This window comes from Leptolyngbya sp. NK1-12, from assembly GCF_032598965.1.
Classification (GTDB): Bacteria; Cyanobacteriota; Cyanobacteriia; order Elainellales; family Elainellaceae; genus Elainella.
In genome coordinates this window covers 5119076-5144707 of sequence record NZ_CP053586.1, presented here as the reverse complement: position 1 = coordinate 5144707, position 25632 = coordinate 5119076, and the positions used below count along the sequence as shown (strand labels likewise).

Here is a 25632-nt window from a genome sequence, read left to right as displayed (position 1 = left end):
CAGCACTATACCATCAGGAATCAAGGCTTGATGACTAGCTTAATCATTAGAGCTGACTGAACCATTAGTTTTGATTTCTGGTGGTTGCTTTCCTCTTCACCAGGTTCAAACCATGAGCAATTTTCCGCAAGTACTTTGGTTGAATGTGAGTCCGAGTTTACAGCGATTTCATCAACCCCTATTGCGTCATCTATCTAGCCAGTTTACGGTGGCTTGTTGGGACTATTGCCAAACCCCAGACGAAGCCTGCTCCCTGGAAACGGCCATAACCCTGCTGCACGACTATCTCAAAATCTGTGACCAACCGCTGCATCTGATTGGTCACGGGACTGGCGGCTTGTTAGCACTGCTGTATAGCCGTCGATATCCTGACTATGTCAAAACCCTATCGCTCCTGTCGGTCGGCGTGCATCCTGCGGTGGATTGGCAAGCCCATTACTATGTGCATCGCCAGTTACTGTCTTGCAAGCAGGAGGCAATTTTGGCGCAGATGACTCCCTATTTGTTTGGAGAGCAGACGCAGCTTTCAACTCGCCGGCTAGTGCGGATGCTGAAGCGGGATCTGGAAAACTCGCTATCGCCCCATAGCTTGTTTCGGCGAGTGAGTATAGCGGCTGGTAATGTTGCGGTGCCGTTGATGGTATGCGGCGGTGAAGTGGATATTGTGGTTGATCCGAATCAATTGTACGGCTGGCAAGACTATCTGAAAACCGAGGACCGGTTGTGGATTTGTCCGGATGGCTGCCATTTCTTTGATTTTTCCTATCCAGAGCTAGTTGCGACAAAGCTGATCGAATTCTGGACTTCGGTACTTTCCAATCATTTTTCTCTGATTAACTTCTGAGCTGCTCCTACCACAGATCTGACGTGCTGCTGCAATTTGAAATTACATTCTTATGCTGAGTTATCTCGTTGTTAATCAGGTATCACAACCGATTCCAGCTCCGATTCTAGGAATTTGTGTTTGGAGTTCTCTGACAGTTTTTCTCTGGAGTATTGGCCTCGCGGTTCGAGATGGAGTGGTGCGTCTGAAGCGGCTGCACCAAGTTCCCTGCTCTCGCTGTTGCTACTTCACCGGAGACTATCGCCTCAAATGTGCGGTCAACCCCTGTACCGCTCTGACCGAAGCAGCAATTGACTGTCGGGATTTTGTACCGAGTTCGATGTCGCCTTTACCCTGTTCTAAAACCTATTCGCAAACCTGCAAGCGCTAAGCCGAATGGTAGGATGTGACGCGATGCTGAATCCACTGCCAAATTCCAGACATTACCGCTTTGCTCGCCGGGAATTGCTGCCGCTTGGTGCACAAGGGCTTTGGCGGCTTGAGACCGGCTATGCTCGCACGATCACCTGGGATGAGGAAGGTCTGCTGGTAACGCTAGGGTTTTGGCGGGCGGGAGATGTAGTGGGTCAAGCGTTGTCTGGGGTGAATCCCTATCAAATCGAGTGCTTAACGCCTGTGGAAGCTAGCTTGCTGTCCTGTAAGCCGTTAAACCCGCCAGAACTATTGGCTCTGGATGTCCACAATTCCCATATTCAACAAGCTCAAGAACTGCTGCGAATTGTCCATGCCCGCCGCATTGATACAAGGCTATTAAACCTGCTGCAGTGGCTGGCTCTGCGTTTCGGGCATCGCATTACCCAAGGCTGGCTGATCGATTTGCGCCTGACCCATCAAGATCTGGCTGATGTGATTGGAGCCACTCGTGTAACCGTAACCCGCCTCCTGAACCAATTGGAACAGCAGGGAAGAATTGGCTGGTCGAGCCAGCGGCAAATTTGGGTAAATGGGGTTGAGCATCTTGCTATCCTGAAAGGTGTCGAGGTTGCTTCTCCCCATGTCTTACCTCACAATCAAGGAACTGACTGATGCGGTTGGCAATGTCACCCCTCGGATGGTGCGGCACTATCACAAACTGGGGCTGCTGCCGTCACCGAAACGCTCGCGAGGCAACTATCGCCTCTACACCTCTGAGGATGTGCAGCGCTTGCGGCGGATTGTGGCGCTCAAGCAGCAGGGGTTTCAGTTGTCCCATATCCAGCGAGTGCTGGAAGCAGACCAAACCACAGAACCGGCCGAGGCTTGGATGGGGCAATTGCAGCAGCAGTACCAAACCGTGATGCAGCAGATGGTGCGCTTGCGGCGAACCGCCACGGCTCTAGAAGGATTATTAGGGCGAGACCGGCACTGTCAATCAGTACAGGCGGAAGCATTGGCTCAGCTTCGGATTCTAGCAGCCCAAAATATCTCAGACGAGTTTTGGGAACACCTCGATGCGGCGGCAGCAGACCATCCCGAAAGCTTTGCCGATGCACTGCAGAAGCTGTTGCCTGACCTGAGCGACCGTTCTGAAATCGAAGTAGATTTGCTGTCTCAGTTGGTGCTGGCCTGTGGAGATGTCAGCCTCGTGGCGTTTGTGCGATTGAGTGACCTAGCAATCAAAGCGGCGCGGGAAGCCCTCAAGGCGGGTTGTCAGATTGTCACGGATGTACCCGTGATTCTATCGGCGTTGGATCAGGTGCGGTTAGCGCATTTGGGTTGTCAAGCAACGGCTTTTCTGGATGACCCCCACATTAGCACGATCAGCGAAGCGGAAACTCTGCTGTGGCAGAAAACTGACTGGTCGCAGCGCCTGAAGCAAATTCCCGCTGGCTGTATTTGGGTGGTGGGCTATGCCCCTTCGATGCTGATGGGATTGTGCCAAGCGATTGAGGCTAACCAGTGCCGTCCTGCTTTGGTGATTGGGATGCCGATTGGTTTCAGCCATGCCCCTGCTGCGAAACGTCGGTTGCAGCAAACAGGCGTTGAGTTTATCACTACAAGCGGACCTCTGGGCGGTGGTTTATTAGCCGCGGTGGCGCTGAATGCGTTAGTCAGGTCGCTGCTGGAGAAACCACACTGTCACTGTTATTTGAAGATATCTGAGCAGGCATCTGATCGCGCGATAGGTGTTTTGTGAGAGGGAACTGGGGCCGTAAGGGAATTTGGATCACAAACTCGCTGCCTTCGCCTAGAGTGGAGCTGCAAGACAATTGACCACCGTGGTTTTGGGTGATGATCTGGTAGCTGATGGAAAGCCCCAGCCCGGTTCCCTTGCCGATTGGTTTGGTGGTGAAAAAAGGATCAAAAATGCGTTGACTGATGCCCTCTGCCATGCCAATACCATTGTCTGCAATGGAAATAGTGATCCACTGTTGGTTCTCCTGATTCGCAATTGCAGTTTTAATTGCAATTACAGGCTGGGCTGGGCTATTTGTTTGATTGCTATTTATTTGATTATTTATATGTTCTGAGTTGTTTAAGCAAAATTTGGCAGACTCTTCGATTGCATCAATTGCATTACTCAGTAAGTTCAGGATGACCTGGTTTAATTGGCCCGAATAGCATTCTACTTTTGGTAAATCGGCATAATGCTTGTTGATAAAAATTTCCTGCCGATCTGGCTTTGCCTTGAGTCTGTTTCTAATAATCATTAGCGTACTCTCGATGCCCTCATGAATGTCAACAATTTTCTTGTCGGCTTCATCTAGGCGGGAGAAAGTGCGCAGTGATTTGACAATGTCCTGAATTCGTCGCGTGCCAACGGCAATCGAATTGAGCAACTTGGATAGATCGGCTTCTAAAAATTCCAGATCAATTTCGGTTTCCCACTGGCGAATTTCGGGTGTTGATTCGGGAAAGGCTAGCTGATACAAATGCAGCAGCCCCAACAGGTCTTGAATGTACTGTCTGGCTGGATTTAAATTGCCCTGGATAAAGTTAATTGGGTTATTGATCTCATGGGCAATCCCGGCTACTAGCTGCCCCAAACTCGACATCTTTTCCGTTTGGATCAATTGAGTCTGGGTGGATTGCAACTGCTCCAGGGTTTGCTCCAACTGCCGGGTTTGCTGCTGTAGTGCCGTCTCGATTTGGGTGCGTTCGGCAATTTCGGTGAGGAGCTGTTCGTTTGAGGCTCGTAGCGCCTGGGTGCGTTCTTCGACCCGCTGCTCCAACTCTGCTAGCAAACTGCGGTTTTCCTGAAACGCGGTAGAGATGGCATGAAATACAGATTGCCAATTGGCTGGCACCGCCGGTATGGGCATACGGGAATTGCGGCTTTCATGCTTGATGTGGTTGACCAACTGCTGTGCGGGCTGAATAAATTCTCGTTGCGTTAATCGGTGTGTCAAAGCCAGCACCAACCCCAGCCCTAGCAGCGGCACTAGCGTTCCCAGCAGGAGTTGACCTAGCAGGGAGCTAACAATGGCCGAGCGGGGCACCCAAAACACAATTTGCCAAGGAGCATTGTGCAACCGCTGCTGAAACAGTAAATAGGAGCCGAGTTTTTGAGTGGCTGCCCCCGACAAAATCTGGTCAACGGGTTGATGCATCGGTTTGGGCAAGGCAAGCACGGCTGATTTAACGGCGGTGTCGGCTGAATTGACGAGGGTGGCATGGGCCAATAACTGCTGGTCTTCGCCAACAATAAACAAACTGCCTTGCGGATAAATCCGATCTTTGATAAAGCTATTGAGTAAATTGAGCGTAATATCAATCGCAACGGTACCGCGAAACTGATTGGCTTCGTAGACGGGAGCACCGTTAGTCACCATGAGACCCTGCCCGGCTGGATCAATATAGGCTTTTGTCCAAAAGTATTGTCGTTTGGGGTTACGGTTGGGTAGCCCTAGGGCGTAAAAATCTTGAGTATGAAAATCGTCACTGTATCTAAAATCTTGCAGAGGAGATGGATAAACATTAATAAACGAACGTTGCGAGATATAGTAAACCCAGGTGGCATTGGCAAGATTGCGGATGGTCGCTTTGAAAAGGGAATTGAGGCTGAGCGCCATCTCGATTTCTTGTCGTAGTTCGGGAGAGCTATTGACCAAATTGCCTTTGCCTTCCAGTCGGCTCATCAGTCCGTGTCGCTGAGCCTTACCTCCAGCGAGCAGAGCGTAATAGCCTGGTTCAGGAAAGCCATCGCGCAGTTGATTAAACAATAAGGACGGTGAATGGACCGCGGGCTGGACTGGATGCAGCACTAGACTGGCTTCGGCGTGACTTCTCAATACCTCGACATGATCAATCGTTGTTTGCAGAGCTGCATCCAAATTGCTGGCCGTTTGATTCAAGCGACTGCGGATGGTTTTCACCTCATGGGAGTACAGCGCTTGAAACTGAAATCCAAACAGGCCGAGCGAGACCAGCGCAACAACGATAGAAGTCCTGACAATAATACGGTTGTATCGTCTAAAAAAGTCCATGCCGCTCTCAACCGGGAACTAGACTGTACCTAAGCTTGATAGTGTTGAATGCTACTTTGCTTAGGTAAATTAACGGTTCTAGTCTGCCCAGCTTTGATGAAGCGCTAACGGTATTCTAGGAGATAGTGTTTTTTGATACAAAGATTTACTGAGATTTAATAAATTTTTAATTAGCAACTGCCCCCTGATTATGCTCTTGGTTATTCAAATCTAAGCGCTCGCAGGTTGCACGACCAATTGAGGGAATCAAAACAATGATTGCGACTTTGGCTGTCGAAGAATTAAACTTTGCTCAAATGCTACCTTTTCAGACCTAACTCTGTGTTACCGTTGCTCAGAGAATTGATCTGCAAGTAAGGAAATTGCTATGAGTTACCGGATGAACCGTCGCGCCTACGCCGAAACCTTTGGGCCAACGGTGGGTGATCGGGTGCGTCTTGCCGATACAAATTTGATTATTGAAGTCGAGCAGGACTATACCACCTATGGCGATGAGGTGAAGTTTGGCGGCGGTAAGGTAATTCGGGACGGCATGGGGCAATCTCCCATCAGTAATGCCGAGGGTGCGGTAGATGCGGTGATCACCAACGCGCTGATTCTCGACTGGTGGGGTATTGTCAAAGCGGATGTTGGCATCAAGGATGGTAAAATTTACGCGATTGGCAAAGCGGGTAATCCCTATATTCAGGACGATATCAACATCGTGATTGGTCCCGGTACCGAAGCCATTGCTGGTGAAGGGATGATTCTCACGGCGGGCGGTATTGACACCCACATTCACTTTATTTGTCCGCAGCAGATTGAAGTGGCGATTGCCTCTGGCGTCACTACCATGATTGGCGGCGGCACCGGACCAGCGGCGGGAACCAATGCCACGACCTGTACACCCGGTCCCTGGAATATCTACCGCATGTTGCAAGCAGCCGATGCCTTTCCAATGAATTTGGGCTTTTTGGGAAAAGGCAACGCGGCTCAGCCTCAAGGGTTAGTTGAACAGGTAGAAGCAGGCGTAATGGGTCTGAAGCTGCACGAAGACTGGGGCACAACTCCAGCGGCGATCGATACCTGCCTTTCAGTGGCCGATGAGTATGATATTCAGGTCGCCATCCACACCGATACACTGAACGAAGCCGGGTTTGTCGAAGATACGATTGCAGCCTTCAAAAATCGCGTTATCCACACCTATCACACTGAAGGCGCGGGCGGCGGCCATGCTCCCGATATCATTAAAGTGTGCGGCGAAGCGAATGTATTGCCTTCGTCTACGAATCCCACTCGTCCCTACACGGTGAATACCTTAGAAGAACACTTGGATATGTTGATGGTCTGCCATCACTTGGATCGCGGTATTCCCGAAGATGTAGCCTTTGCTGAGTCGCGCATCCGGCGAGAAACGATTGCAGCGGAAGATATTCTGCATGACCTGGGTGCCTTTAGTATGCTGTCGTCCGACTCGCAGGCGATGGGCCGCATCGGCGAGGTGATTTTGCGCACCTGGCAAACCGGGCACAAAATGAAGGAACAACGGGGTGTATTACCTGAAGATAGTGACAGGAACGATAACTTCCGGGCTAAGCGTTACGTGGCTAAGTACACGATCAATCCTGCTATCACTCACGGGATTGCTGGCTATGTTGGCTCAGTAGAAGTGGGTAAACTGGCGGATTTGTGCCTCTGGCGTCCGGCTTTCTTTGGCGTCAAGCCCGAACTGGTGCTGAAGGGTGGCCTGATTGCTTGGGCACAGATGGGCGATGCCAATGCCAGCATTCCCACGCCTCAGCCGATTCATATGCGTCCGATGTTTGCCAGCTTTGGTGGGGCCATGCACGCCACTTCTCTCACCTTTGTGTCGCAGGCGGCGCTTAAGCAAGATATTCCTGAACGGCTGAACCTGAAAAAAACCGCCGTTGCGGTGTCGGATATTCGCCAGCTCACGAAACGCGACATGAAGCTAAACGACGCCATGCCCCGCATGGAAGTAGACCCGGAAACCTACGAAGTGCGAGCAAACGGCGAACTGCTGACCTGCGAACCGGCTACCGTGCTGCCAATGGCCCAGCGCTATTTTCTGTTCTAAATAGCAAGACAGGAGCCACCAGCCGATCAATCAAAGCTATCAAAACCCCAGTGTCAACAATCACCTGATGGAGCATTATGGTGCAAGATCTGACTTACCTGCCTGAGATCGGCAATCGGATACAGAACTCGCTGCCTTGTCCCAACTCTGACTGAACTTCGATGCTACCCGCATGGGTTTCGGTGACAATCTGACGGGCAATCGCCAACCCCAATCCAGTGCCTTGGCCCACACTTTTGGTCGTAAACAGGTGATCAAAAATTCTGGCTTTCACCGCTTCGGTCATGCCTTTCCCGTTGTCGCGGATCCGCACTTCTACCGCATTTTGATTGGTCAGCACAGCGGTTTGGATCGTGATGGTTTGGGGTTTGGCTGCTAGTTCGGCAAACGAGGATTGTTGCGCCAGTTCATCAAACATGTCAATAGCGTTTGCTATAACGTTCATAAATACCTGATTCAGTTGACCAGGAAAGCATTCAATTAGCGGCAACTCTCCATAATCTTGAATGATCTGAATCGCTGGGCGCTGCTCGTTGGCTTTGAGGCGATATTTGAGAATCAGCAAAGCGCTATCGATCCCTTCATGCAAGTTAGCTGCGACTTTGTGTTCGGTATCGGCACGGGAAAAGGTGCGCAGGCTGGTGCTGATCGTTTTAATCCGATCAATCGCTGCCTGCATGGAATCTAGAAGCTTGGGCAGATCGGCGGCCAAAAAGTCCAGGTCAATCTGTTCAGCATGGTCCTGAATGGAGGCTACAGCTTGTGGATAGTGCTGCTGATACAGTTGCAGATGGGAAAGTAAGTCTTGTACATAGTCTTTGGCATTGTTGATGCTGCCGTTGAGGAAGCCAACCGGATTGTTAATCTCATGAGCTACCCCAGCGACTAAATTTCCCAGCGAGGCCATCTTTTCGTTTTGCACTAACTGAAGCTGGGTGCTTTGCAAGTCCTGAAGTGCCTGCTCTAGAGCTTGCGATTTTTGTAGGCTGATAGCCTCAGCCGCTTTCCGATCGCTGATATCCAGAACTAACCCTTCAATACTCAAGAAATTGCCATTGGCGTCAAAAACCCCACATCCCTGTTCCCACACCCATTTCTTCACTCCTGTCTTAGTTCGTATCTGGTAGGTGATCTGGAATGGGCAGCGGTGCGCCAAAGCAATCTGCACCGCTGTATTCACAAGTTCTACATAATCGGAACAAATCAATGTACCATAAGATATACAGCGATTGTGGATCAGTTCATCTGGCCGGTAGCCTGTGAGAGTGAAGCATCCTTCACTAACAAATTTCATCGTCCAGTCGGCATCGTTAGCACAGGAGTAGGCCATGCCAGGTAGGTTGCTCAACAGGGTCGCTAGCTGGCGTTGGCTGTCTTGGACCCGAGAATAGAGCCTAGCATTTTCGAGGGAGATGGCAGCTTGGGCACAGAGGACATTCAGCACTTCAACCCGATTGTTGGTAAAGGCTCCAACCGTAGCCTGGTTCTCTAGATACAAAATCGCAACTAGTTCGCCCCGCTGCAAAATTGGCGTACAAAGCATACTTTTGGGCTGCTGCCGCACGACATAGGCGTCAGTTGCCAGGGTGGGATGGATAACTGCATCGATGACGACAACGGGCTTGAGGCTCCGCTTCACGCTGTTGATCAGGGACTGAGGCACCTCGTGGCTGTTCGGTAGGAGAATGGATTGCGCTTGGGCTGAATAATTGAGGCTAGCGACGGCTTCTACGTACCATTGATCTTCCCGTGGCAATATCAAGGCCCCTTTGTCAGCTCCAGCGTTTTCCAGCGCAGTGTGCAGCAAGGTGGTCAGCAGTTGATCGAGTTCAATTTCGCTAGAGAGGGTTTGCGAGGCTTTTAGGACGCTTGCCAAGTCGAGGCTATCGGAATCACTGATACCGCCAGAGGACGCAGATTGAGTACCGGCAAGCGTCAGGTGAGACAGCGTTTCTGCGGCAAACATGGTTTCAGTCGCTGATAGCGGCATGCGCTGCTGCTGCAAAATCGGCGCGAGTAGATGGGGATAGCGGTGCTCCAGGTCTTGAATTTTGGCTTTGGCACCCCAGCGGGCATAGCCATAGTAGGCAGCTTGCATATAGTCAGCCGCAAGGCCAACTTTACCCCAGTCCAGATAGAATTTGGCTGCCAGTTCGTTGGCTAGCGCTTCTTCTTGCAGGTAGCCGTTTGTTTTAGCAGCAGCAATGGCGCAATCGTAGAGGTCAATCGCTGCTGCTCTGTGACCCAAAACTCTGGCCTGTTCTGCTTTGACCAAATGTAGCTTGTGCAAATAGTTGACCGGAGCGTACTGGGCGTGACGCTGGATTTGTTCCTGGTTAGCAACGACTTGGGCCAACCGCTGCTGTTGGTCTATCTCTGATTGTTCCGCATAGTCGGCCAATAAAATCAGCGACTCGTAGACATAAAAGAGCGGCACCAGCGGCCTTGAGGTCACACCATGCAGAGACCGGCGAGCGCAGACTATTTGTTCAACCGCCTGAGCATAATCTTGAAATAGATACAGCAGGCTGGCTTTGTTGAAATAGAAATAGAACAACAGGGTATGATTATTTCCCTGGAGGTGCAGCGGCAGCATCTGGTGCTCATCGTAAGCGTCACCCACCAAGCAGCAAGGGTCCTCAGCTTGTCCCATCAGGTTGAGCACCGTCTGCCAGTAGATCTGATTAAAGTAAAGAATGGTTTTTTGTTGCAGGTGAGCAATCGCCTCGCTGTAGGTCTGCAAATCCTGGACTACATCTGGCAATTCCCGCCCAACCAGATAGGCGTGATAGCAATACATGTGGGCAGCTAAGGCTGCAAATTCCACATCTCCGGTTTCCAAGCCGCTGGTATAAGCCTCGATCAACGGAGTCAGGGTTGCGGCTAGCGGGTCTTGCCAATGGCGAATGCTGCCATTCACGACGGTCAGGGTGCTGGCTTTATAGGTTGGATCAGAGCTTTTCTGCAAAAGTTGCAGCGCTAAATTACCGAATTGATACCCTGTGGCAATATCGCCCACCACACCACAGAGGGTAACGCCATAGTCGGCATAGGCCAGAGCAGAGGCTGGCGCATTCCCGTAGGTAATCGACAATTCAATTTCTTTGAGAATGATCAGGGGAAAGAGTTGGGGAACCGCGATGTAAGCCGACGAACTCATGCAGGAGAGCAGACGCATCGCCGCGAGAATTTCTGGCTTGGTCATCTGCGGCAGATCGATCAAGCTCTCGATTGATTGGCCTGCCAAACGTGCCTGGAGCGCTGCTGAAGCCGATTGAATTGCGTCGTCGTCGGGTTGTTTCGGAAGCGTTACGCCCAATTGTTGCAGCACCTCTAGTGCTAGCCAAACAGCCTGCTCTAATTGGTTATTGGCCTGATAGAACTGGATTTGAATTTCACGAATTTTGATGGTTTCTAGCAGTGTTTTTGCCTGTTGCAGCACCGTTGCTGCCCATCGTTCCATCTGGGTAAACTCTGTTTTGAGAAAGGCAACCTCTGTTGCTAACTGATGCAGGGCTAGCAGCAGTGGATACTCGGTTTGCCATTGATCCGGTGCCAGTAAATCAATCCCAACCGACAAATAGGTGAACGCCGCATGATAGGCCGTAGAGACCTTCGCTTTTCGACCTGCTATCAGGTTCAATCGAGCTAAGTTGGTACGTTCACTGGGTTGGTCAATCAAGTCACGCCCAATGTTGAGCTGATTGACAATGACAAATACCCGCTCCTCTCGTTTGGCTTCAGGCGTATCACGCAACAATCGCCGGCCAATTCTGAGATGGGTGATTTGTTTTTGCGGTTCTGGAATCAGGGAATAGGCTGCCTGCTGAACGCGGTCGTGCAAAAACCGATAGGTGGGATTGATCGAACTCTGGGGGTTAGCCAGATCTGAATCTTCCGCCTGAAAAAATTTGTAGAGCTGACTGGTTGGCACCATGAGGCCGTCCTGCAATGCTTCCCACAATAGGGCAACAATCTGGGTTGGCGACTGCTCTGAGACAATGGCTAGTGTTGCCAAATCGAACTGATTGCCAATGCAAGCCGCTAATTGCAGAACTTGCTGAGTTTCAGGGGCCAATTTCTGCAAGCGCTGCGCCATAAACTCCACCACATCGTCGGTGAGGGATAGCGCATTTACCTGGGTCATATCGCATTCCCAGTAGCGTTGCTCGCGATTAAAGGTAAGGTGTCCTTCTTCGTATAACGCCTTGAGAAACTGGGTTGTAAAAAAAGGATTACCCTGGGTTTTGCGATCAATCAATTCGGTTAAGGGTTGGGCACGCTCTGTGGAACAATGAAGTGTATCTGCAACTAAGCGATTGGTATCCTGAATTGTCAGCGGTGCTAGCGTAATTGTGTTGATGATTGCCCCAGCTTGCTTCAGGTCCTTCAGCGTCAACATGAAGGGATGAGCTGGTGACACTTCATTGTCTCGGTAGGCACCCAGCAGCAGCAAATAGCTACTGTCATTCATTAACAGTTTGAGCAACTGAAGCGAGGCTGAATCGGCCCACTGTAAATCGTCTAGGAACATCACCAATGGGTGATCGGCAGTGGTCAAAATCTGGATAAATTTATGGAATAGCAGATTAAACCGATTTTGGGCAGCACTACCCGACAACTCCGGTGCAGCAGGCTGGGGACCGATGATTTGCTCTAGCTCAGGAACTACGTCAATAATCACTTGCCCATTCTCGCCCAGAGCCTCCAACAGTTTGGTCCGCCAGCTCTGCAACTGGGCATCACTTTCACTCAACACCTGCCCCACCCAATCCCGAAACGCCTGAACAAAGGCAGAAAAGGGAATATCGCGATTAAATTGCTCAAACTTGCCCTTAACAAAATAGCCCCGCTGGCGCAGGATCGGCTTGTGAACTTCATTCACGACTGCCGTTTTGCCAATTCCCGAAAAACCTGCAACCAGCAGTAATTCCGAACTGCCGTGGCTGACGCGGTCAAAGGCGGCCAACAGGGCTTGCACTTCTTGCTCGCGCCCGTAGAGTGCTTCGGGAATCAAAAATCGTTCGCTGCGATCTTGCTGACCCAACACAAAGGGCTGAATCGCGCCGTTGGCTTGCCATTGGGCCAAACAAGTTTGCAGATCATGCTGCAATCCCAAGGCACTCTGATAGCGATCTTCTGCATTTTTTGCTAACAGTTTAGCGACAATTTCAGAAATGATTGGCGGAACATTGGAATTCATTTGATGGATAAGGTTGGGTACTTTTGCTATGTGGCAATGCACCAACTCCAATGGATCATCCGTCTGAAAAGGCAACTCTGCGGTCAGTAGTTCGTACAGCGTCACTCCCAACGCATAGAAATCAGCCCGGTAATCAACGCCGCGATTCATGCGTCCGGTTTGCTCAGGAGCTAAGTAGGCCAGTGTTCCTTCCAGCCGCTGCGGATTTTTGATCTCCTGGGTCTCTTTGGGTAAGAGAGAGGCAATACTAAAGTCGATCAGTCTGATCTCTTGGGTCTCTGGATGAAACAGAATATTAGCGGGTTTGATGTCTTTGTGAATAACCCGGTGACTATGTAGGTGATGTAAAATCTGGCTGAGCTGGAGAGCGATATGCAGGACTTGCGGCCATGAAAGGCTCTGGGCCTGAGCATAATCTCTGAGAGAAACACCGCCGAAATCTTCCATTACCAGCGCGTAGCTGTTGCGGTAGGGTTCCAGGCTGTAGGGGCGCACAATGCCAGGAATATCCAAATTTTTGGTAATGGTGTATTGATTGCGAAACTGCAATAAGTCGTTGAAGCTAGGATAATCGGGGTGCAGCAGTTTAATAATCACTGGGCGCTGACTGGACTGCTGCACGGCTCGATACACGACGGTTCGAGTCCCGACATAGAGTTGCTCAACGATGGAGTAGCCGACAAGGTCAGGTGACGGGCCAGGTGATAGATTGGGACATGCACTGGTCGGTAACATGGCAGCAGGCAACAATTCCAGTTTGCTAAAACCACTTCTAACATTCCCAAGAATTCAGCGGTTTCATCGGCCTTGGCACCTACTGGACACCTACTGGGCATCTGCTGGGCATCGATCTATGTCCTGTCAGTCATGAAACAAGTCATCTGGCGGCAGTTTGAACGGATTTTCGACTTCAGCTGTCGATTTGGCGCTGTGGAGTTTAGCCTGCTGATTGGTCGGGTAATCATCGCGATGATTGCGGTGATTGGGACTGCGCCACTGATCCAGAATATCTTTGACCAGAATTTCTTGAATAAAGGTTTTGGCAATTACGGCCAGCGGTAGGGCCAGCAGGAGTCCTAGAAAGCCAAAAAAGCGGGCAAACACCAACTGGGCGGCTAGCGTCATGGCGGGCAGCAGCGAAACCTGGTTTGCCATAATCGTTGGCGTGATCAGGTAGGCTTCTAGATTTTGAATCACGATATAGAGAATCAATACAGCCAGCACTTTCCAGGGCGCATCTAGAGCCGCTACTGTAAGCGGAAACACCATGCTCAGCGTCGGACCAATATTGGGAATAAAATTGAGCAACCCGGCCAACAGCGCCTGAGCCAGCACGAATTCAATTTGCAGTGCCCATAGTCCAATCGCTGACAGGAGAGCCACGACGGTAGAGCTAATCAAGGCCCCGCCTAACCAGCTTCCTAAAGCCACTTCGCATTTGCCCAGCACGGTATCGATCCGTTCACGGTAAAAGGCTGGAAAAAGCTGCACAACAGCATAACGATACGCTAATGGATTAGCCAGTAACATCAAGGTAAAGACGATGAGCAATAGCCCCTGTAACAGAACAGCCAGCGATCCAGAGAAAATAGCGAAAAAGTTAGGCAAAACATCGCGCAAAAATGGTTGAATCTCATCGATCAGGCGAGAAGGACTGGGTAATTCCACATCCGTCAACCAGTCCGGGCGATTGTTTAGCAACGTTTCTACCCAGGACACCACCCGCAAGAAGCCAACTGGTACGAGTGCTCCCAGTTCCAAGAGCTGATCCACAAACGGCGGCACAATCAAGTAGAAAATCAGAAAAGCCAGCAGAAGCGATAAGCTCACAGTCAGTAAGACTGCCCTGCCTCGCGACATCCCTAGTTTTTGCAGTTGTCGAGCCACCGCATTCAGGGCGATTGCCAACACCACTGCTGTGAAGACTAGCAGCAGCACCTGACGAATCTGCCACAAAAACACCAGCACAATAACCAGGCAAAGAAAACTGAGCCATTGACCAAGATTCACTACGTTGACTCCCGACTCCTAACAGACAGCAGGCCGACAGGCTTATTCTAATAGTAAGTTTTGAGTTTTAAGTTTTGAGTTTTAAGTTTTGGTGGCAGCGTCAAGATTTAGCAGCTAGAGAGACCAAACCGAGGGGTTCATCAACTCAAAACTCGGTTCGGCTGACTCACCGGAAGCCAAAACTCAAAACTCAAAACTCAAAACTCAAAACTCAAAACTTAACTCATTGGCTTAGCCAAGCGATGGCTTCCCGAATCCAGGCTTCGGCGTCGTTGGTTTTGGAGAGGGCTGTTTTTTGCCCCACTGCTCGCAGGGCTTGCATGATTTCGCTGTTGGTATAGCCGAGGGCAATCAGGGTCATTTCTACATCTTCCTGCACCGTACCGGCAGGGCCAGCGTCGGGAGTTGTGCTGAGGCCCGATTGTAGCCGCCATTCGGCTAGCTTGTTTTTTAGCTCTAGGGCGATGCGTTCGGCGGTTTTGGCTCCAATGCCGGGAGTGCGGGCCAAGAGGCGGGTGTTGCCAGAGACAATAGCTTGCACCAGATCGGGGAGACCCATACCGTCGAGCAGCGCCATTGCAATTTGGGGACCGACACCGCTGACGCCGGTCAATTGCCGGAACAGATCTCGTTCAGCCAGGGAGCCAAACCCAAACAGCACCACTTGGTCATCGCGGACTTGCTGGTGGGTAAAAATTTGCACAGTCTCACCGATGCCGGGTAAGGTTTGCAGCAGGCGCGGCGTAATTTGCAAATCGTAACCAATTTGATTCACATCGAGGGTCAGAATTACGCGGCCACTAGCGACTTTATGAATGCTGGCAATCACGCCCTTGAGGTAGCTAATCATGGAGCACAGTCATGGAGCATAACAGCAGAGGTCAAGGTACCAGTATAGGCGTGCTTGGGATGAATCGGAGCGATGAGAGGATAGCGGGTGTTTAACTCAGGTTAGCCTTCTGGAAAAAAGGCCGCATCGAGAACTTGCGCTAGGGTATAGGGAGATTCGCTAGGAAAGGAAGCAATTGGCAGTCCGGTTTCGGCACTGGCTTGTTCTGTGGCATCGATGTAGCACTGGGAAAAAATTTCGTGTAGATAGGGCTTGAGGCTGGGAGAACTAGCCAGGTCATCTCGAATCCACTGGCGATGCTCGACAATACTGCCCTTCCAGCTTCCACTGCGAAATTGGGGCTGATACTGCCATTTGAGCAGATGTAGCAAAACAATTGTTACGTTACTCTTCAGGCTTTTTCGTTCACTGCGCCCCATGTCTGCAATTTCTTCGATTAGATTGTCCCAGTCGATGGCAGCATAGTCTTGCTGGCGCAGCTTTTCGACCGTGATTTCAATCCATTGCAGGTAATCGGTTTCGTATAGGCTGGGCTGGTGCGATTGGATTTCAATGGCCATTGCGTTTCTCCGACTCCTGATGTGACCCTCGTCTTAGTTCTACCCTACGGTAACTGAGCTGACAAAATTAGGCTTCTGGAAAGAAGTTGGCATCTAGTACCTGCGCTGGAGTATGAGGGGATTCACTAGGAAAGGAAGCAATTGGCAGTCCGGTTTCGGCGCTGGCTTGCTCCACCGCGTCTGCATAGCATTCTGAAAAAACTTTTTCCAAATAGGGTTTAAGGCTCGGAGAATCTTGGATAGCCCTGCGAATCCGTCTGCGATGCTCGACAATGCTGCTTTTCCAGCTACCGCTGCGCATCGAAGGCTGATATTGCCATTTGAGTAGGTGCAGCAGCAGAACAATTAAATTACTCTCAAACGCTTGTCGTTCACTGCGCCCCATGTCTGCAATTTCTTCGATTAGATTGTCCCAGTCGATGGCGGCATAGTCTTGCTGGCGCAGCTTTTCTAACGTGGTCTCGATCCATTGCAGGTAATCGGTTTCGTATAGGTTGGGCTGGTGAGATTGGGTTGCAGTTGCCATCGCATTCCCTCCAATTCCTGAACTGGCCTTTCCTCAGTTCTACTCTACTGTGTCTAAATTGGTCGCTAAGCGTTGTCGCAGTTGTCGAATGGCTGCTCCGGTGCCTTGTTCACTAGCGGCAGTCAGGCACTCAGCAACTAGAGCGGGTAGATCGAACTCTGGGAAATAACGGCTGGTGGTTTGCGGTTGGTAGGCGTTTACTTCTAGACCATAGATGGCGAGATGGCGATTTTTTTGCAGCAGCCATACTTCGGGTACGTTGTAGGCAGCGTAATCGTTGGCGTCGGTGTAGGTGGTGACGTCGATTTCGATTACCAAATCCGGTGCCGGATCACGGCCCCACTGCAAGTGGTCATGGCCTACGGCAGCTTGCCAATTGTCGATATAGAAACAGTAATCCGGCTCGATGCCGCCTGCTTCCGACAGTTCCATGGTGATCGAAGGCTTCGTAGTTGCGGTTTTGCTAGTCAAGGATGGCTGTAACCACATCAGCTACGATATTTGCTTCTCGACCATGCTTAGGCAGTGGCGCTCTCAGCAGAATTTCTCCATTGCGGTACTTGATGCGAGGAATCGAACCATCGCCGCGACTGTCGCACAAGGCACGGTAATCCTGCCAAGTTCCCGGCATCCGGACGACGGTTCCGGGTGGAAGCTGGATGCGCTCGCGGGAGATCAGGGCGTACATGGGTTAATGGAGAAGGGGCAATGGAGAGAGGTGGGATGAGCAGAGCGTTTAGGACGCTGAGGATTTGGGTTTGTGGGTTGAGTTGATGTGCAGTTCCTTGAGCTGCTTGACATCCACTGGCGAAGGTGCGTTGGTGAGCAGACAGCGGGCCTGTTGGGTTTTGGGGAAGGCAATCGTATCGCGGATCGATTCTTCACCGGCCAACAGCATCACCAAGCGATCCAAGCCATAGGCAATGCCGCCGTGGGGAGGGGTGCCGTACTCAAACGCTTCTAGCAAAAAGCCAAATTTGTCGTAGGCTTCCGCGCTGGACAGCCCGATGGTTTCAAACACCTGCTGCTGCACCTCCGGTTGATAAATTCGCCGACTGCCGCCGCCCACTTCAAACCCGTTAAACACCAGGTCATAGGCTTGAGCACGGGCCGTTTTCAGGTCATGCTGGTCCTCTGGCATTGGGGCAGTGAAGGGATGGTGCAGGGCTTCCAGCCGCTTTTCATCCGGGTTCCACTCGAACATGGGAAACTCGACGATCCAGAGTAAGTTGATTTTGCTGGGATCGATCAGGTTGAGTTCGCGGGCCACGACCTGCCGCAGCCGATCCAAGGTTTTGTTGACGGTAGGCGCATCACCGGCCCCAAACAGCAGTAGATGACCGGCCTCTGCACCCGTGCGGCTGAGCAATTCCTGTTTCTGCTCGTCCGAGAGGTTGTCTTTAATTGCGCCGATGGTATCAATCTCGCCGTTGTCGCGCACGCGGATATAGGCCAAGCCTTTGGCTCCCATTGCGGTGGCTTCGTTGAACAAATCGCCGCCGGGTTTGATCCGCACATTCGAGATCGCTTCGTTACCGCCGGGGATCGGTAAGACTTTCACAATACCGCCGCTGGCCACCGCGCCCGAAAATACCTTGAAGCCGGAATCTTTGACCAGATCGGAGACATCCACCAGTTCCAAGCCATAGCGGGTATCGGGTTTGTCAGAACCGTAACGATCCATGGCGTCGGCGTAGGTGAGACGCGGAAAGGGACGGGGCAGCTCGATGCCTTTGACCTGCTTAAAAATGTGGCAAACTAGGCCCTCGTTCAGCTCGATGATTTCGTCTTGCGTCATGAAGCTCATTTCCATGTCGAGCTGGGTGAATTCTGGCTGACGGTCGGCCCGCAGGTCTTCATCGCGGAAGCAGCGGGCAATTTGGTAATAGCGGTCAAAGCCGGACACCATCAGCAGTTGCTTGAACAACTGGGGCGATTGCGGCAGGGCAAAAAAGTCTCCCGGATTGACGCGGCTGGGCACCAGGAAGTCACGCGCCCCTTCGGGCGTAGAGCGGGTCAGCATCGGGGTTTCCACTTCAATGAAGCCCTGCTCGTCTTCCAGGTAGCGCCGGATTGCTTTGACCACCTGATGCCGCAACTGCAGATTCTGGCTCATGCGTTCCCGCCGCAAATCGAGGTAGCGATACTTGAGGCGCAGCTCTTCTCGCACCGGCTCTGGCTCGGCAGTGGAAACCTGAAACGGCAACTGCTTGCGCACCGCATTCAGCAGCTCGATCTGATCGGCATAGATTTCGACTTCGCCCGTGGGGATGCGAGGATTGAGCGACTCTGGTGGCCGCTTCGTCACCCGTCCTACCACTTTGACCACATACTCGTTGCGCAGAGCATCGGCAGTGTCATAGGACGCCGGTGTACGTTCTGGGTCGCTGACAATCTGGGCGATCCCAGTCCGGTCGCGCAAGTCGATGAAAATCACGCCCCCATGATCGCGGCGACGATCGACCCAACCGAAGAGAGTCACCGTTTGTCCAACCTGTTCGGCCCGAAGTTGACCGCAATAATGGGTTCGCATGGCAGTAAATTGAAAAGGCTACAACGTGGGAAATTGAGTGAAAACCCTTCCATTATCCAGTATGAGCGCAACTCCTGATCAGAAAAAGTTCACAATGCAAAAAGTAGCTGTATTTGGCAATGCTGGCGGCGGCAAATCCACCCTCAGCAGGCAATTATCAGAAATCACGGGGTTGCCACTTTACATTTTGGACAAGATTAAATTCCAACCAGGAGGCACTGAGGTTTCCGATGAAGACTACAGGCGCATTCATCAGGACATTTTGGCGACTGAGCAATGGATCATTGACGGGTTTGGCTCTATCGATACCCTCTGGCCGCGTCTCAATCAAGCCGATAGCTTGGTGTATGTGGATTTACCGCTGTCTGTGCATTTCTGGTGGGTGACTAAGCGATTGCTGACGGGCTACCTTAAATCCCCTGAAGGTTGGCCCGAAAACAGTCCAATCCTAAAGAGTTCGATCAGCAGCTACCGTGCGCTCTGGTTGTGCCATAAACGGTTGACCCCAAAATATCGCGAGTATGTCGAGCAGTCCCGCAGTACCAAACAGGTTTACCACATCAAATCAACGAAACAAATTTCGCAATTTCTGCAATTGATTGAGAGCCAGACTCGCTCAGAAGACAGTACATCAGCTTAACTAAATCAGCACCATCCAAGAGGCAGAAGGCTGTGTCAATCCGATTATTTCGCTTCTTGTTTCGCTTCGTCACTGCCCACCCGCGCGTCAACAGGTAAGCGACGCCACAAACGAACCCAAAAAAATCATAGACTCCAATCCAACCTGAAATTTGCTAAGCTATTGCACGATTTCATCCGGTTTTATCATGACCATCTCACCCCTGCGCGTCTGCATTATCCTTGGCACCCGTCCGGAAGCAATCAAACTGGCTCCGGTGATTCAAACCTTTCAGCACGATCCGGCCTTTGAGACGCAGGTGGTGCTGACCGGACAGCATCGGGAAATGGTAGCGCAGGTGATGGATTTGTTTGATCTACAAGCAAATCACGATCTGGCGATCATGCAGCATGGTCAGACTTTGACCGACATTACCTGCCGCAGCTTGCGCGGATTAGAGGAACTGTTTCAGCAGCTTCAGCCGCAGATCGTCTTAGTGCAGGGGGATACCACCACCGCCTTCGCTGCCGCTCTAGCTGCCTTTTACCAGCAAATCCCAGTGGGTCATGTCGAAGCAGGGCTGCGCACCGACAATATCTATAATCCCTATCCCGAAGAAGCGAATCGGCGGCTGATTTCCCAGATCACTCAGCTCCACTTTGCACCTACGCCCCGTTCGGTCGAGAATCTGGAGCGGTCGGGCGTGGTGGGCAAAATTTATCACACCGGCAACACGGTAATTGACGCTCTCCTCAATGTTGCGGCCCGGCATCCTGACTGTCCGGTGCCTGGACTCGATTGGAACCAGTATCGCGTGATTCTGTCTACGGTACACCGCCGCGAAAATTGGGGCGAACCGCTACGCGAGATTGCTGAAGGCTTTCTGCAAGTTCTGGATAAATTCCCGGATACAGCTCTGTTACTGCCGCTACACCGTAACCCAACCGTGCGGGAACCATTACAGGCAATTTTGGGGAATCATCCGCGGGTATTTTTAACTGAACCGCTCGATTATTCTGAGTTGGTGGGAGCGATTCAGCGCTCGTATCTGCTGCTCACCGATTCCGGCGGTTTGCAGGAAGAGGCTCCTAGCCTAGGAAAACCTGTGTTGGTGCTGCGCGAAACCACCGAGCGACCCGAAGCCGTGATGGCTGGAACCGCCAAACTCGTGGGAACTCGCTCTACAGCCATTGCGGAAGCAGCCGGACGCCTCTTAAGCCAGCCTGCGGCCTATCAGGAAATGGCCAATGCGATCAACCCCTTTGGCGACGGGCATGCCTCCGAACGAATTGCTGAAGCGGTGAAAGCCTACATATCGCGCTGAAATTCTTCTAGGGCATCCATCAAATGCACCTGAGACTGCATCGGCAGCAGATCGGACAACGGTAGCTCGACTTTGCCACCGCCCAGCTTCACCTTGATGCCTTTCAGCACAGTGTTGACCTCACTCTCCGAAACGCTGCCCTTTTGCAGCATCGGATAGAACTGCTCGGCTAGCGTAGTGTGGAGGTGGGCATCGCTAAGATACAGGTGCCATTTGGCCACATCAATATAGACGTTCTCACCAATCGAGGCAGCTAGTTTTTCAATTGCTTCACTTGACATGATGACCCTCTAGTTCAGTTTGAATGATGATCCAGCCTTACCTTCACTTCGAGTAATCTGCTATAGCAAAGATGTAGATTGCGTGAACCACCAATGCCGTTAGCCAGATGCCGGTCAACCAAACGGTCCAACTCCAGTCTTGATGCTGTAAAGTACGAACAAACCAGGCACCAGAATTAATGGCAGCAAAGACAGCAACGTGAACGGCAAAGTTCATGCGGTCATCTAACTTACGATAATCGGGATCTTGACGAGTCGGAATTCGAGACCAACGCGGAGGCATAGGCTGTGCAAATCATTCAGTTAACGTTAAAGCAGTTGGGCGAGGAATAATATCATTGGAACCCATAGAAATCAATGAATTCATCTCCATTGAGAAGGAGATTACGATCGAATTCCTGCCTTCTGCTTTTTCTATTGTAAGGGTTTGTCAGGGGTTCGTTCTTTGTGATGAGTGGATGGGCTTCGCCGTGAGCGGCTCAGCCGAACGGTGGATGGGTGCTTCTTAGCCAATCGCTTCCGGGGATAGAGGAAACCTGATTCAAGAGGTGACTAAAATCAATAGGATTGTTTTAACCTAGCCCTATCTTGTCCTCATTCCCATCTGACCAATTCCATCATTCTGTGCCAAAGCTGCTATTAGTGCATCAGCGTCTTTGTGGGGTCTCTGGTTGTCCGATTCCCTACTTCAGCAATCACGATCCGCTGAGTGAGTTAGTCTCAGCTTTGCTGTCTCACCGGACGAAAAATGCTGACTCGCATCGAGCGTTTCAGCAGCTCATCCAGCAATTTCCTACCTGGGAAGCGGTCCGCGACGCTCCTACCGCCGCAATCGAAGCGGCCATTTCAGCTAGCACTTGGCCCGAACAAAAGGCTCCTCGGATTCAGCAGGTGCTGCGGCTTGTCAGCGAACGCTGCCCAGATTGGTCGCTGGATTTTCTGGGTGAGATGCCGGTTCCGGAGGCCAGAGCTTGGTTGGAATCCCTGCCGGGAGTAGGCCCCAAAACCAGTGCTGCCGTGCTGTGCTTTAGTCGGCTACGCCGTCGGGCATTAGTAGTAGATAGTCACCACCATCGGGTCGCGGTGCGGTTGGGCTTGATTCCGGCCAAGGTTGATGTGGCAGCCGCCCATGCGGTTCTGGAAGCCCAGCTGCCTGAATCCTGGACGGCGCAGCAGGTGTACGACCACCACGAGGTCTTCATGCTGCATGGGCAAAAGTGCTGCTTTTACCGCCGTCCGGCTTGCCATCGCTGTGCCGTGCTGGACCTTTGCCCAACTGGACAGGCCATTGGAATCAAAACTGAGTCAACCGGTTGAAGTCATGCCGCCTGATTGGACAGGACGCTTGTATGATAGAAAGTAAAGAAATGTAAAGATATAGACGATGCGCTCTGGTGGAATACGGCAAGCAAAAGCTCAGCGGATAGTGGTGATTGGGGCCGGAATTGGTGGACTGACAGCAGCGGCACTGCTGGCCCATCGCGGTTACTCGGTTCTGGTATTGGATCAGGCGATCGTCCCTGGGGGTTGTGCGTCTACATTCAAGCGCAAGGGATTCACCTTCGATGTGGGTGCAACTCAGGTGGCCGGACTGGAACCGGGCGGCATTCATCACCGCATCTTTTCGGAGCTAGGCATCGAGCCACCCGCTGCAACGCCATGCGATCCGGCCTGTGCCGTGTATCTCCCCCACGAAACCGCGCCCATTCAGGTTTGGCGTGATCCGCAGCAATGGCAGGCCGAGCGTCAGCGTCAGTTTCCGGGTAGCGAACCGTTTTGGCAGTTGCTGGCCGATCTGTTTCGCTATAGCTGGGCCTTTCAGTCGCGTGATCCGGTGTTGCCGCCGCGCGATCTTTGGGATTTAGCTCAACTGGTGCAGGCGGTGCGCCCCGATACGCTTCTCACCCTACCCCATACCTTCACCACTGTAGGGCAAATGCTGCGGGCCTATGGGTTAACCGATCGTCGCCTCAAGACTTTTTTGGACCTACAGCTCAAGCTCTATTCCCAAGTCGATGCCGATGAAACCGCGCTGCTCTATGCCGCAACGGCACTAGGCGTTTCCCAGGAGCCACAGGGACTCTATCATTTGCAGGGCAGTATGCAGGCGTTGAGTGATTGTTTGGTGCAAGCACTAGAACGCGATGGCGGCAAGCTATTAATGCGGCATACGGTTCAGCGAATTCTGACTGAGAATAATCGGGTCACAGCAATCGAGATTTGCAATCAAAAAACAGGCGACGTTTGGGTTGAACCGGCAGATCACGTCATTGCGAATGTTACGGTGCAAAACTTGGTGCAATTGCTGGGTGATGCTGTACCAACGGGATATCGCCGGCGAGTAGACAAGCTGCCTACGGCTTCCGGAGCCTTTGTGATCTATCTGGGCGTCAAGCAGGACGCGATTCCGGCCAACTGTCCGCCGCACTTACAGTTCCTCTACGACTATGATGGTCCGATTGGCGAAAATAATTCCCTATTTGTTTCGGTCAGTCATCCCGGCGATGGACGGGCACCAGAGGGATATGCCACGGTGATTGCCTCTTCGTTTACCCATCCAACCATTTGGTGGAACGGTGAAGCAGCATCGGACTCCTACCAATCGCTAAAGCAGCACTATACCGACACAGCGATTCAGCGTCTAGGCCAATTTTTCCACCTCACCCCCGACACAATTGTGCATGTAGAAGCCGCGACTCCGCGCACATTCGCCCACTATACCGGACGCGATCAGGGCATTGTTGGCGGTATCGGTCAACGCATTTCCACCTTCGGTCCGTTTGGGTTTGCTAACCGCACCCCGATCAATCACCTGTGGCTTGTAGGCGACTCGACCCATCCAGGAGAAGGAACGGCTGGCGTTAGCTATTCGGCTCTCACAGTCGTTCGTCAAATCGAGGCAGAGTCATAACCTATCCGTACCATTCTGCGTCATCATTGCGTATACACAGGTTGATTTTTGCCTCTCTCACTCTCGTCCAGTTTTGAGATACATTACCTGATTGACTGACACAACTCTGGATGCTGGCGGCTAAAGCCTCACCTACTAGAACCGCCATAGCCATAAGATTTGTCAGTCAACCAGACGGCTGAACTTTCAGGCAAGCCAGGAGCGGATCGCTCGCCTCTGGGAACAGTCAGCGTTTATTAATCTGGCGACGAGCAAAAAGCGCAAGGATGACAAGGCGATCCAGATGGAACTGGAGGTGGGGAAACAGCAGCAAGAGGCGATCGTTGCTGCCCTTCAGCAAATGGATGGGGAGACGCTATACAAGTCCCGTCCTCAGTTTCTCAAGGTGCTGGATGCAGCATTGAAAGGAGCGGGTGTTAAGTTGAGCGCCCTGGTGAAGAAAGCAGTTCTGGCGGCGTTCAGCGATCGTGACCTGACGGCTGAGGTTTGCTTAGACAGTGGCGGCAACCCGGAACCCGACCCGGATCTGCGGGATACCGAGATTGTGCCGTTGACGATATCGCGCTGCCCCTACCGCTAGGATACGATGACAAGCAGACGGGGCTGGATCAGCTTCTCGATCTGGTGCGCGACCACTGCGAAAACTATCTGAAAGCAGAGGTTTTGCCCCATGTCCCCGATGCCTGGATCGACCACAGCAAAACGAAGGTCGGCTATGAGATTCCGTTAAACCGCCATTTTTACGTCTATCAGCCGCCGCGCCCGCTGGAGGAGATTGAGGACGACATCAAGCAGCTAGAGGCGGATATAGTGAAAATGCTGGGGACAATCGTTTAGTCAGGGTAAGGGGGACAAATAAATTGTACTGGAGGGAGTAACTGACTCAGTGAAAGCACAACCAGCACAATTAAAGGATGTTGAAGGATATTGAAGAGGAAGGAACACTATGCAATCTTTTACCGCCATTATTGAGCGAGATTTAGACACGAATCTTTATGTAGGATATGTTCCCGGATTTCCTGGGGCGCATTCTCAGGGTGAAACGCTGGATGAGCTAAAAGAAAATCTGCGCGAAGTAATTGAGATGTTGCTAGAAGAGGAACCCGTTATATTCGAGACGGAGTTTGTTGGAACACAACAAATTGTAGTCGGCTAGATCATGAGTAATATTCCAGTTCTGAAACTGCAGGAAGTTGTCAGAATTTTAGAAAATCTTGGATTTGTGGAGGTGCGTCAGCGGGGATCACACAAGCAGTTTCGCCATGCAGATGGTCGAGCAACGACCGTTCCTTTCCATAAGGGACGTGATATTTCACCCCGATTGTTACGGCAGATTGCCAGTGATATTGAGTTAACGATTGAAGAGTTACTAGAAGCACGGTGAAGCGAAATGGGTGGATATTTGGCTTATACAGAATCTAAGGATTCTGGGGTTGAGTGGTTGGGTGATATTCCAATTACGTGAACGGTTATGCCAATCAAATTTGC

The 25632-nt window shown here is 51.6% G+C and carries 24 protein-coding genes; 13 read left to right on the top strand and 11 right to left on the bottom strand.

Features of this window, described 5'->3' with window-relative positions:
- The first annotated feature begins 112 nt into the window (after positions 1-112).
- Genes HJG54_RS21815 through HJG54_RS21800 form a run of 4 tightly spaced genes read left to right on the top strand, consistent with a single transcriptional unit; the run spans position 113 to position 2960 of the window.
- A complete protein-coding gene (locus tag HJG54_RS21815; protein WP_035998449.1) occupies positions 113-844 on the top strand; it encodes an alpha/beta fold hydrolase in 732 nt (243 codons plus the stop codon).
- 52 nt (positions 845-896) lie between these two features.
- Positions 897-1214, top strand: coding sequence for a hypothetical protein (locus HJG54_RS21810; protein ID WP_316431382.1), 318 nt, complete (start codon positions 897-899; stop codon positions 1212-1214).
- A gap of 23 nt (positions 1215-1237) precedes the next feature.
- Positions 1238-1870, top strand: a complete 633-nt coding sequence (locus tag HJG54_RS21805) for a Crp/Fnr family transcriptional regulator (protein WP_316431381.1) — start codon at positions 1238-1240, stop codon at positions 1868-1870.
- Complete coding sequence (locus tag HJG54_RS21800; protein WP_316431380.1) at positions 1839-2960, top strand: precorrin-8X methylmutase; 1122 nt, start codon at positions 1839-1841, stop codon at positions 2958-2960. Before HJG54_RS21805 ends, HJG54_RS21800 begins: the two co-directional genes overlap by 32 nt.
- On the opposite strand, the gene HJG54_RS21795 is transcribed toward HJG54_RS21800, so the two are convergent.
- On the bottom strand, positions 2875-5250 hold the full coding sequence (locus tag HJG54_RS21795) for an ATP-binding protein (protein ID WP_316431379.1): 2376 nt from the start codon (positions 5248-5250) through the stop codon (positions 2875-2877). The genes HJG54_RS21800 and HJG54_RS21795 overlap by 86 nt on opposite strands.
- Positions 5251-5617: 367 nt before the next feature.
- Here HJG54_RS21795 and ureC point away from each other — a divergent pair, with 367 nt between their 5' ends.
- Entirely contained in the window at positions 5618-7327 is a 1710-nt protein-coding gene (gene ureC, locus HJG54_RS21790; RefSeq protein ID WP_316431378.1) for an urease subunit alpha, read from the top strand.
- A 94-nt stretch (positions 7328-7421) separates the two neighbouring features.
- Here the strand turns inward: ureC and HJG54_RS21785 are convergent, their stop codons facing one another.
- From HJG54_RS21785 to aspS, 8 genes are all read right to left on the bottom strand, one after another.
- Entirely contained in the window at positions 7422-13265 is a 5844-nt protein-coding gene (locus tag HJG54_RS21785; protein WP_316431377.1) for a trifunctional serine/threonine-protein kinase/ATP-binding protein/sensor histidine kinase, read from the bottom strand.
- 126 nt (positions 13266-13391) lie between these two features.
- The gene (locus tag HJG54_RS21780) at positions 13392-14540 is read right to left on the bottom strand and encodes an AI-2E family transporter (RefSeq protein ID WP_316431376.1); all 1149 of its coding nucleotides are present in this window, start codon (positions 14538-14540) and stop codon (positions 13392-13394) included.
- Between the two features lie 223 nt (positions 14541-14763).
- On the bottom strand, positions 14764-15390 hold the full coding sequence (gene ruvA, locus HJG54_RS21775; protein WP_316431375.1) for a Holliday junction branch migration protein RuvA: 627 nt from the start codon (positions 15388-15390) through the stop codon (positions 14764-14766).
- Positions 15391-15491: 101 nt separating this feature from the next.
- A complete protein-coding gene (locus HJG54_RS21770; RefSeq protein WP_316431374.1) occupies positions 15492-15950 on the bottom strand; it encodes a DUF29 domain-containing protein in 459 nt (152 codons plus the stop codon).
- A 67-nt stretch (positions 15951-16017) separates the two neighbouring features.
- Positions 16018-16476: a DUF29 domain-containing protein gene (locus HJG54_RS21765; RefSeq protein ID WP_316431373.1), complete on the bottom strand. Its 459-nt coding sequence runs from the start codon at positions 16474-16476 to the stop codon at positions 16018-16020.
- A gap of 39 nt (positions 16477-16515) precedes the next feature.
- Positions 16516-16908, bottom strand: a complete 393-nt coding sequence (locus HJG54_RS21760; RefSeq protein ID WP_316431372.1) for a Uma2 family endonuclease — start codon at positions 16906-16908, stop codon at positions 16516-16518.
- A gap of 31 nt (positions 16909-16939) precedes the next feature.
- Positions 16940-17164 carry a hypothetical protein gene (locus HJG54_RS21755; protein WP_316431371.1) on the bottom strand — a complete coding sequence of 75 codons (225 nt, stop codon included), beginning with the start codon at positions 17162-17164 and terminating at the stop codon, positions 16940-16942.
- A 48-nt stretch (positions 17165-17212) separates the two neighbouring features.
- A complete protein-coding gene (gene aspS / locus HJG54_RS21750; RefSeq protein ID WP_316431370.1) occupies positions 17213-19009 on the bottom strand; it encodes an aspartate--tRNA ligase in 1797 nt (598 codons plus the stop codon).
- 61 nt (positions 19010-19070) lie between these two features.
- Here aspS and HJG54_RS21745 point away from each other — a divergent pair, with 61 nt between their 5' ends.
- Both HJG54_RS21745 and wecB read left to right on the top strand, forming a co-directional pair.
- Positions 19071-19649, top strand: a complete 579-nt coding sequence (locus HJG54_RS21745) for an adenylate kinase (RefSeq protein ID WP_316431369.1) — start codon at positions 19071-19073, stop codon at positions 19647-19649.
- 187 nt (positions 19650-19836) lie between these two features.
- The gene (gene wecB / locus HJG54_RS21740; RefSeq protein WP_316431368.1) at positions 19837-20952 is read left to right on the top strand and encodes a non-hydrolyzing UDP-N-acetylglucosamine 2-epimerase; all 1116 of its coding nucleotides are present in this window, start codon (positions 19837-19839) and stop codon (positions 20950-20952) included.
- Here the strand turns inward: wecB and HJG54_RS21735 are convergent.
- On the bottom strand, positions 20937-21233 hold the full coding sequence (locus HJG54_RS21735) for a DUF3181 family protein (RefSeq protein ID WP_316431367.1): 297 nt from the start codon (positions 21231-21233) through the stop codon (positions 20937-20939). The genes wecB and HJG54_RS21735 overlap by 16 nt on opposite strands.
- A 43-nt stretch (positions 21234-21276) precedes the next feature.
- On the bottom strand, positions 21277-21516 hold the full coding sequence (locus HJG54_RS21730) for a 2TM domain-containing protein (protein ID WP_316431366.1): 240 nt from the start codon (positions 21514-21516) through the stop codon (positions 21277-21279).
- A gap of 341 nt (positions 21517-21857) precedes the next feature.
- On the opposite strand from HJG54_RS21730, the gene HJG54_RS21725 reads away from it, so the two are divergent.
- The 6 genes from HJG54_RS21725 (at position 21858) to HJG54_RS21700 (ending at position 25528) form a co-directional block, all read left to right on the top strand.
- A complete protein-coding gene (locus HJG54_RS21725) occupies positions 21858-22550 on the top strand; it encodes a hypothetical protein (protein WP_316431365.1) in 693 nt (230 codons plus the stop codon).
- 67 nt (positions 22551-22617) lie between these two features.
- Positions 22618-24144, top strand: a complete 1527-nt coding sequence (gene crtD, locus HJG54_RS21720) for a C-3',4' desaturase CrtD (protein ID WP_316431364.1) — start codon at positions 22618-22620, stop codon at positions 24142-24144.
- A gap of 283 nt (positions 24145-24427) precedes the next feature.
- Entirely contained in the window at positions 24428-24724 is a 297-nt protein-coding gene (locus tag HJG54_RS21715) for a hypothetical protein (protein ID WP_316431363.1), read from the top strand.
- Complete coding sequence (locus HJG54_RS21710; protein ID WP_316431362.1) at positions 24631-24981, top strand: hypothetical protein; 351 nt, start codon at positions 24631-24633, stop codon at positions 24979-24981. Before HJG54_RS21715 ends, HJG54_RS21710 begins: the two co-directional genes overlap by 94 nt.
- 109 nt (positions 24982-25090) lie before the next feature.
- Positions 25091-25300, top strand: coding sequence for a type II toxin-antitoxin system HicB family antitoxin (locus HJG54_RS21705; protein ID WP_316431361.1), 210 nt, complete (start codon positions 25091-25093; stop codon positions 25298-25300).
- A 3-nt stretch (positions 25301-25303) separates the two neighbouring features.
- On the top strand, positions 25304-25528 hold the full coding sequence (locus HJG54_RS21700) for a type II toxin-antitoxin system HicA family toxin (RefSeq protein WP_316431360.1): 225 nt from the start codon (positions 25304-25306) through the stop codon (positions 25526-25528).
- Positions 25529-25632: the final 104 nt, after the last annotated feature.

What these genes read in the sequence shown, in the direction of transcription:
- wecB (WP_316431368.1), top strand. Translation starts at nt 19,837, where the DNA reads ATGACCATCTCACCCCTGCGCGTCTGCATTATCCTTGGCACCCGTCCG.
- HJG54_RS21770 (WP_316431374.1), bottom strand. Translation starts at nt 15,950, where the DNA reads ATGGCCATTGAAATCCAATCGCACCAGCCCAGCCTATACGAAACCGAT.
- HJG54_RS21800 (WP_316431380.1), top strand. Translation starts at nt 1,839, where the DNA reads ATGTCTTACCTCACAATCAAGGAACTGACTGATGCGGTTGGCAATGTC.
- HJG54_RS21805 (WP_316431381.1), top strand. Translation starts at nt 1,238, where the DNA reads ATGCTGAATCCACTGCCAAATTCCAGACATTACCGCTTTGCTCGCCGG.
- HJG54_RS21810 (WP_316431382.1), top strand. Translation starts at nt 897, where the DNA reads ATGCTGAGTTATCTCGTTGTTAATCAGGTATCACAACCGATTCCAGCT.
- HJG54_RS21765 (WP_316431373.1), bottom strand. Translation starts at nt 16,476, where the DNA reads ATGGCAACTGCAACCCAATCTCACCAGCCCAACCTATACGAAACCGAT.
- HJG54_RS21730 (WP_316431366.1), bottom strand. Translation starts at nt 21,516, where the DNA reads ATGCCTCCGCGTTGGTCTCGAATTCCGACTCGTCAAGATCCCGATTAT.
- ruvA (WP_316431375.1), bottom strand. Translation starts at nt 15,390, where the DNA reads ATGATTAGCTACCTCAAGGGCGTGATTGCCAGCATTCATAAAGTCGCT.
- HJG54_RS21745 (WP_316431369.1), top strand. Translation starts at nt 19,071, where the DNA reads ATGAGCGCAACTCCTGATCAGAAAAAGTTCACAATGCAAAAAGTAGCT.
- crtD (WP_316431364.1), top strand. Translation starts at nt 22,618, where the DNA reads ATGCGCTCTGGTGGAATACGGCAAGCAAAAGCTCAGCGGATAGTGGTG.
- HJG54_RS21760 (WP_316431372.1), bottom strand. Translation starts at nt 16,908, where the DNA reads ATGGAACTGTCGGAAGCAGGCGGCATCGAGCCGGATTACTGTTTCTAT.
- HJG54_RS21815 (WP_035998449.1), top strand. Translation starts at nt 113, where the DNA reads ATGAGCAATTTTCCGCAAGTACTTTGGTTGAATGTGAGTCCGAGTTTA.
- ureC (WP_316431378.1), top strand. Translation starts at nt 5,618, where the DNA reads ATGAGTTACCGGATGAACCGTCGCGCCTACGCCGAAACCTTTGGGCCA.
- HJG54_RS21795 (WP_316431379.1), bottom strand. Translation starts at nt 5,250, where the DNA reads ATGGACTTTTTTAGACGATACAACCGTATTATTGTCAGGACTTCTATC.
- aspS (WP_316431370.1), bottom strand. Translation starts at nt 19,009, where the DNA reads ATGCGAACCCATTATTGCGGTCAACTTCGGGCCGAACAGGTTGGACAA.
- HJG54_RS21785 (WP_316431377.1), bottom strand. Translation starts at nt 13,265, where the DNA reads ATGTTACCGACCAGTGCATGTCCCAATCTATCACCTGGCCCGTCACCT.
- HJG54_RS21755 (WP_316431371.1), bottom strand. Translation starts at nt 17,164, where the DNA reads ATGTACGCCCTGATCTCCCGCGAGCGCATCCAGCTTCCACCCGGAACC.
- HJG54_RS21715 (WP_316431363.1), top strand. Translation starts at nt 24,428, where the DNA reads ATGGAACTGGAGGTGGGGAAACAGCAGCAAGAGGCGATCGTTGCTGCC.
- HJG54_RS21735 (WP_316431367.1), bottom strand. Translation starts at nt 21,233, where the DNA reads ATGTCAAGTGAAGCAATTGAAAAACTAGCTGCCTCGATTGGTGAGAAC.
- HJG54_RS21700 (WP_316431360.1), top strand. Translation starts at nt 25,304, where the DNA reads ATGAGTAATATTCCAGTTCTGAAACTGCAGGAAGTTGTCAGAATTTTA.
- HJG54_RS21705 (WP_316431361.1), top strand. Translation starts at nt 25,091, where the DNA reads ATGCAATCTTTTACCGCCATTATTGAGCGAGATTTAGACACGAATCTT.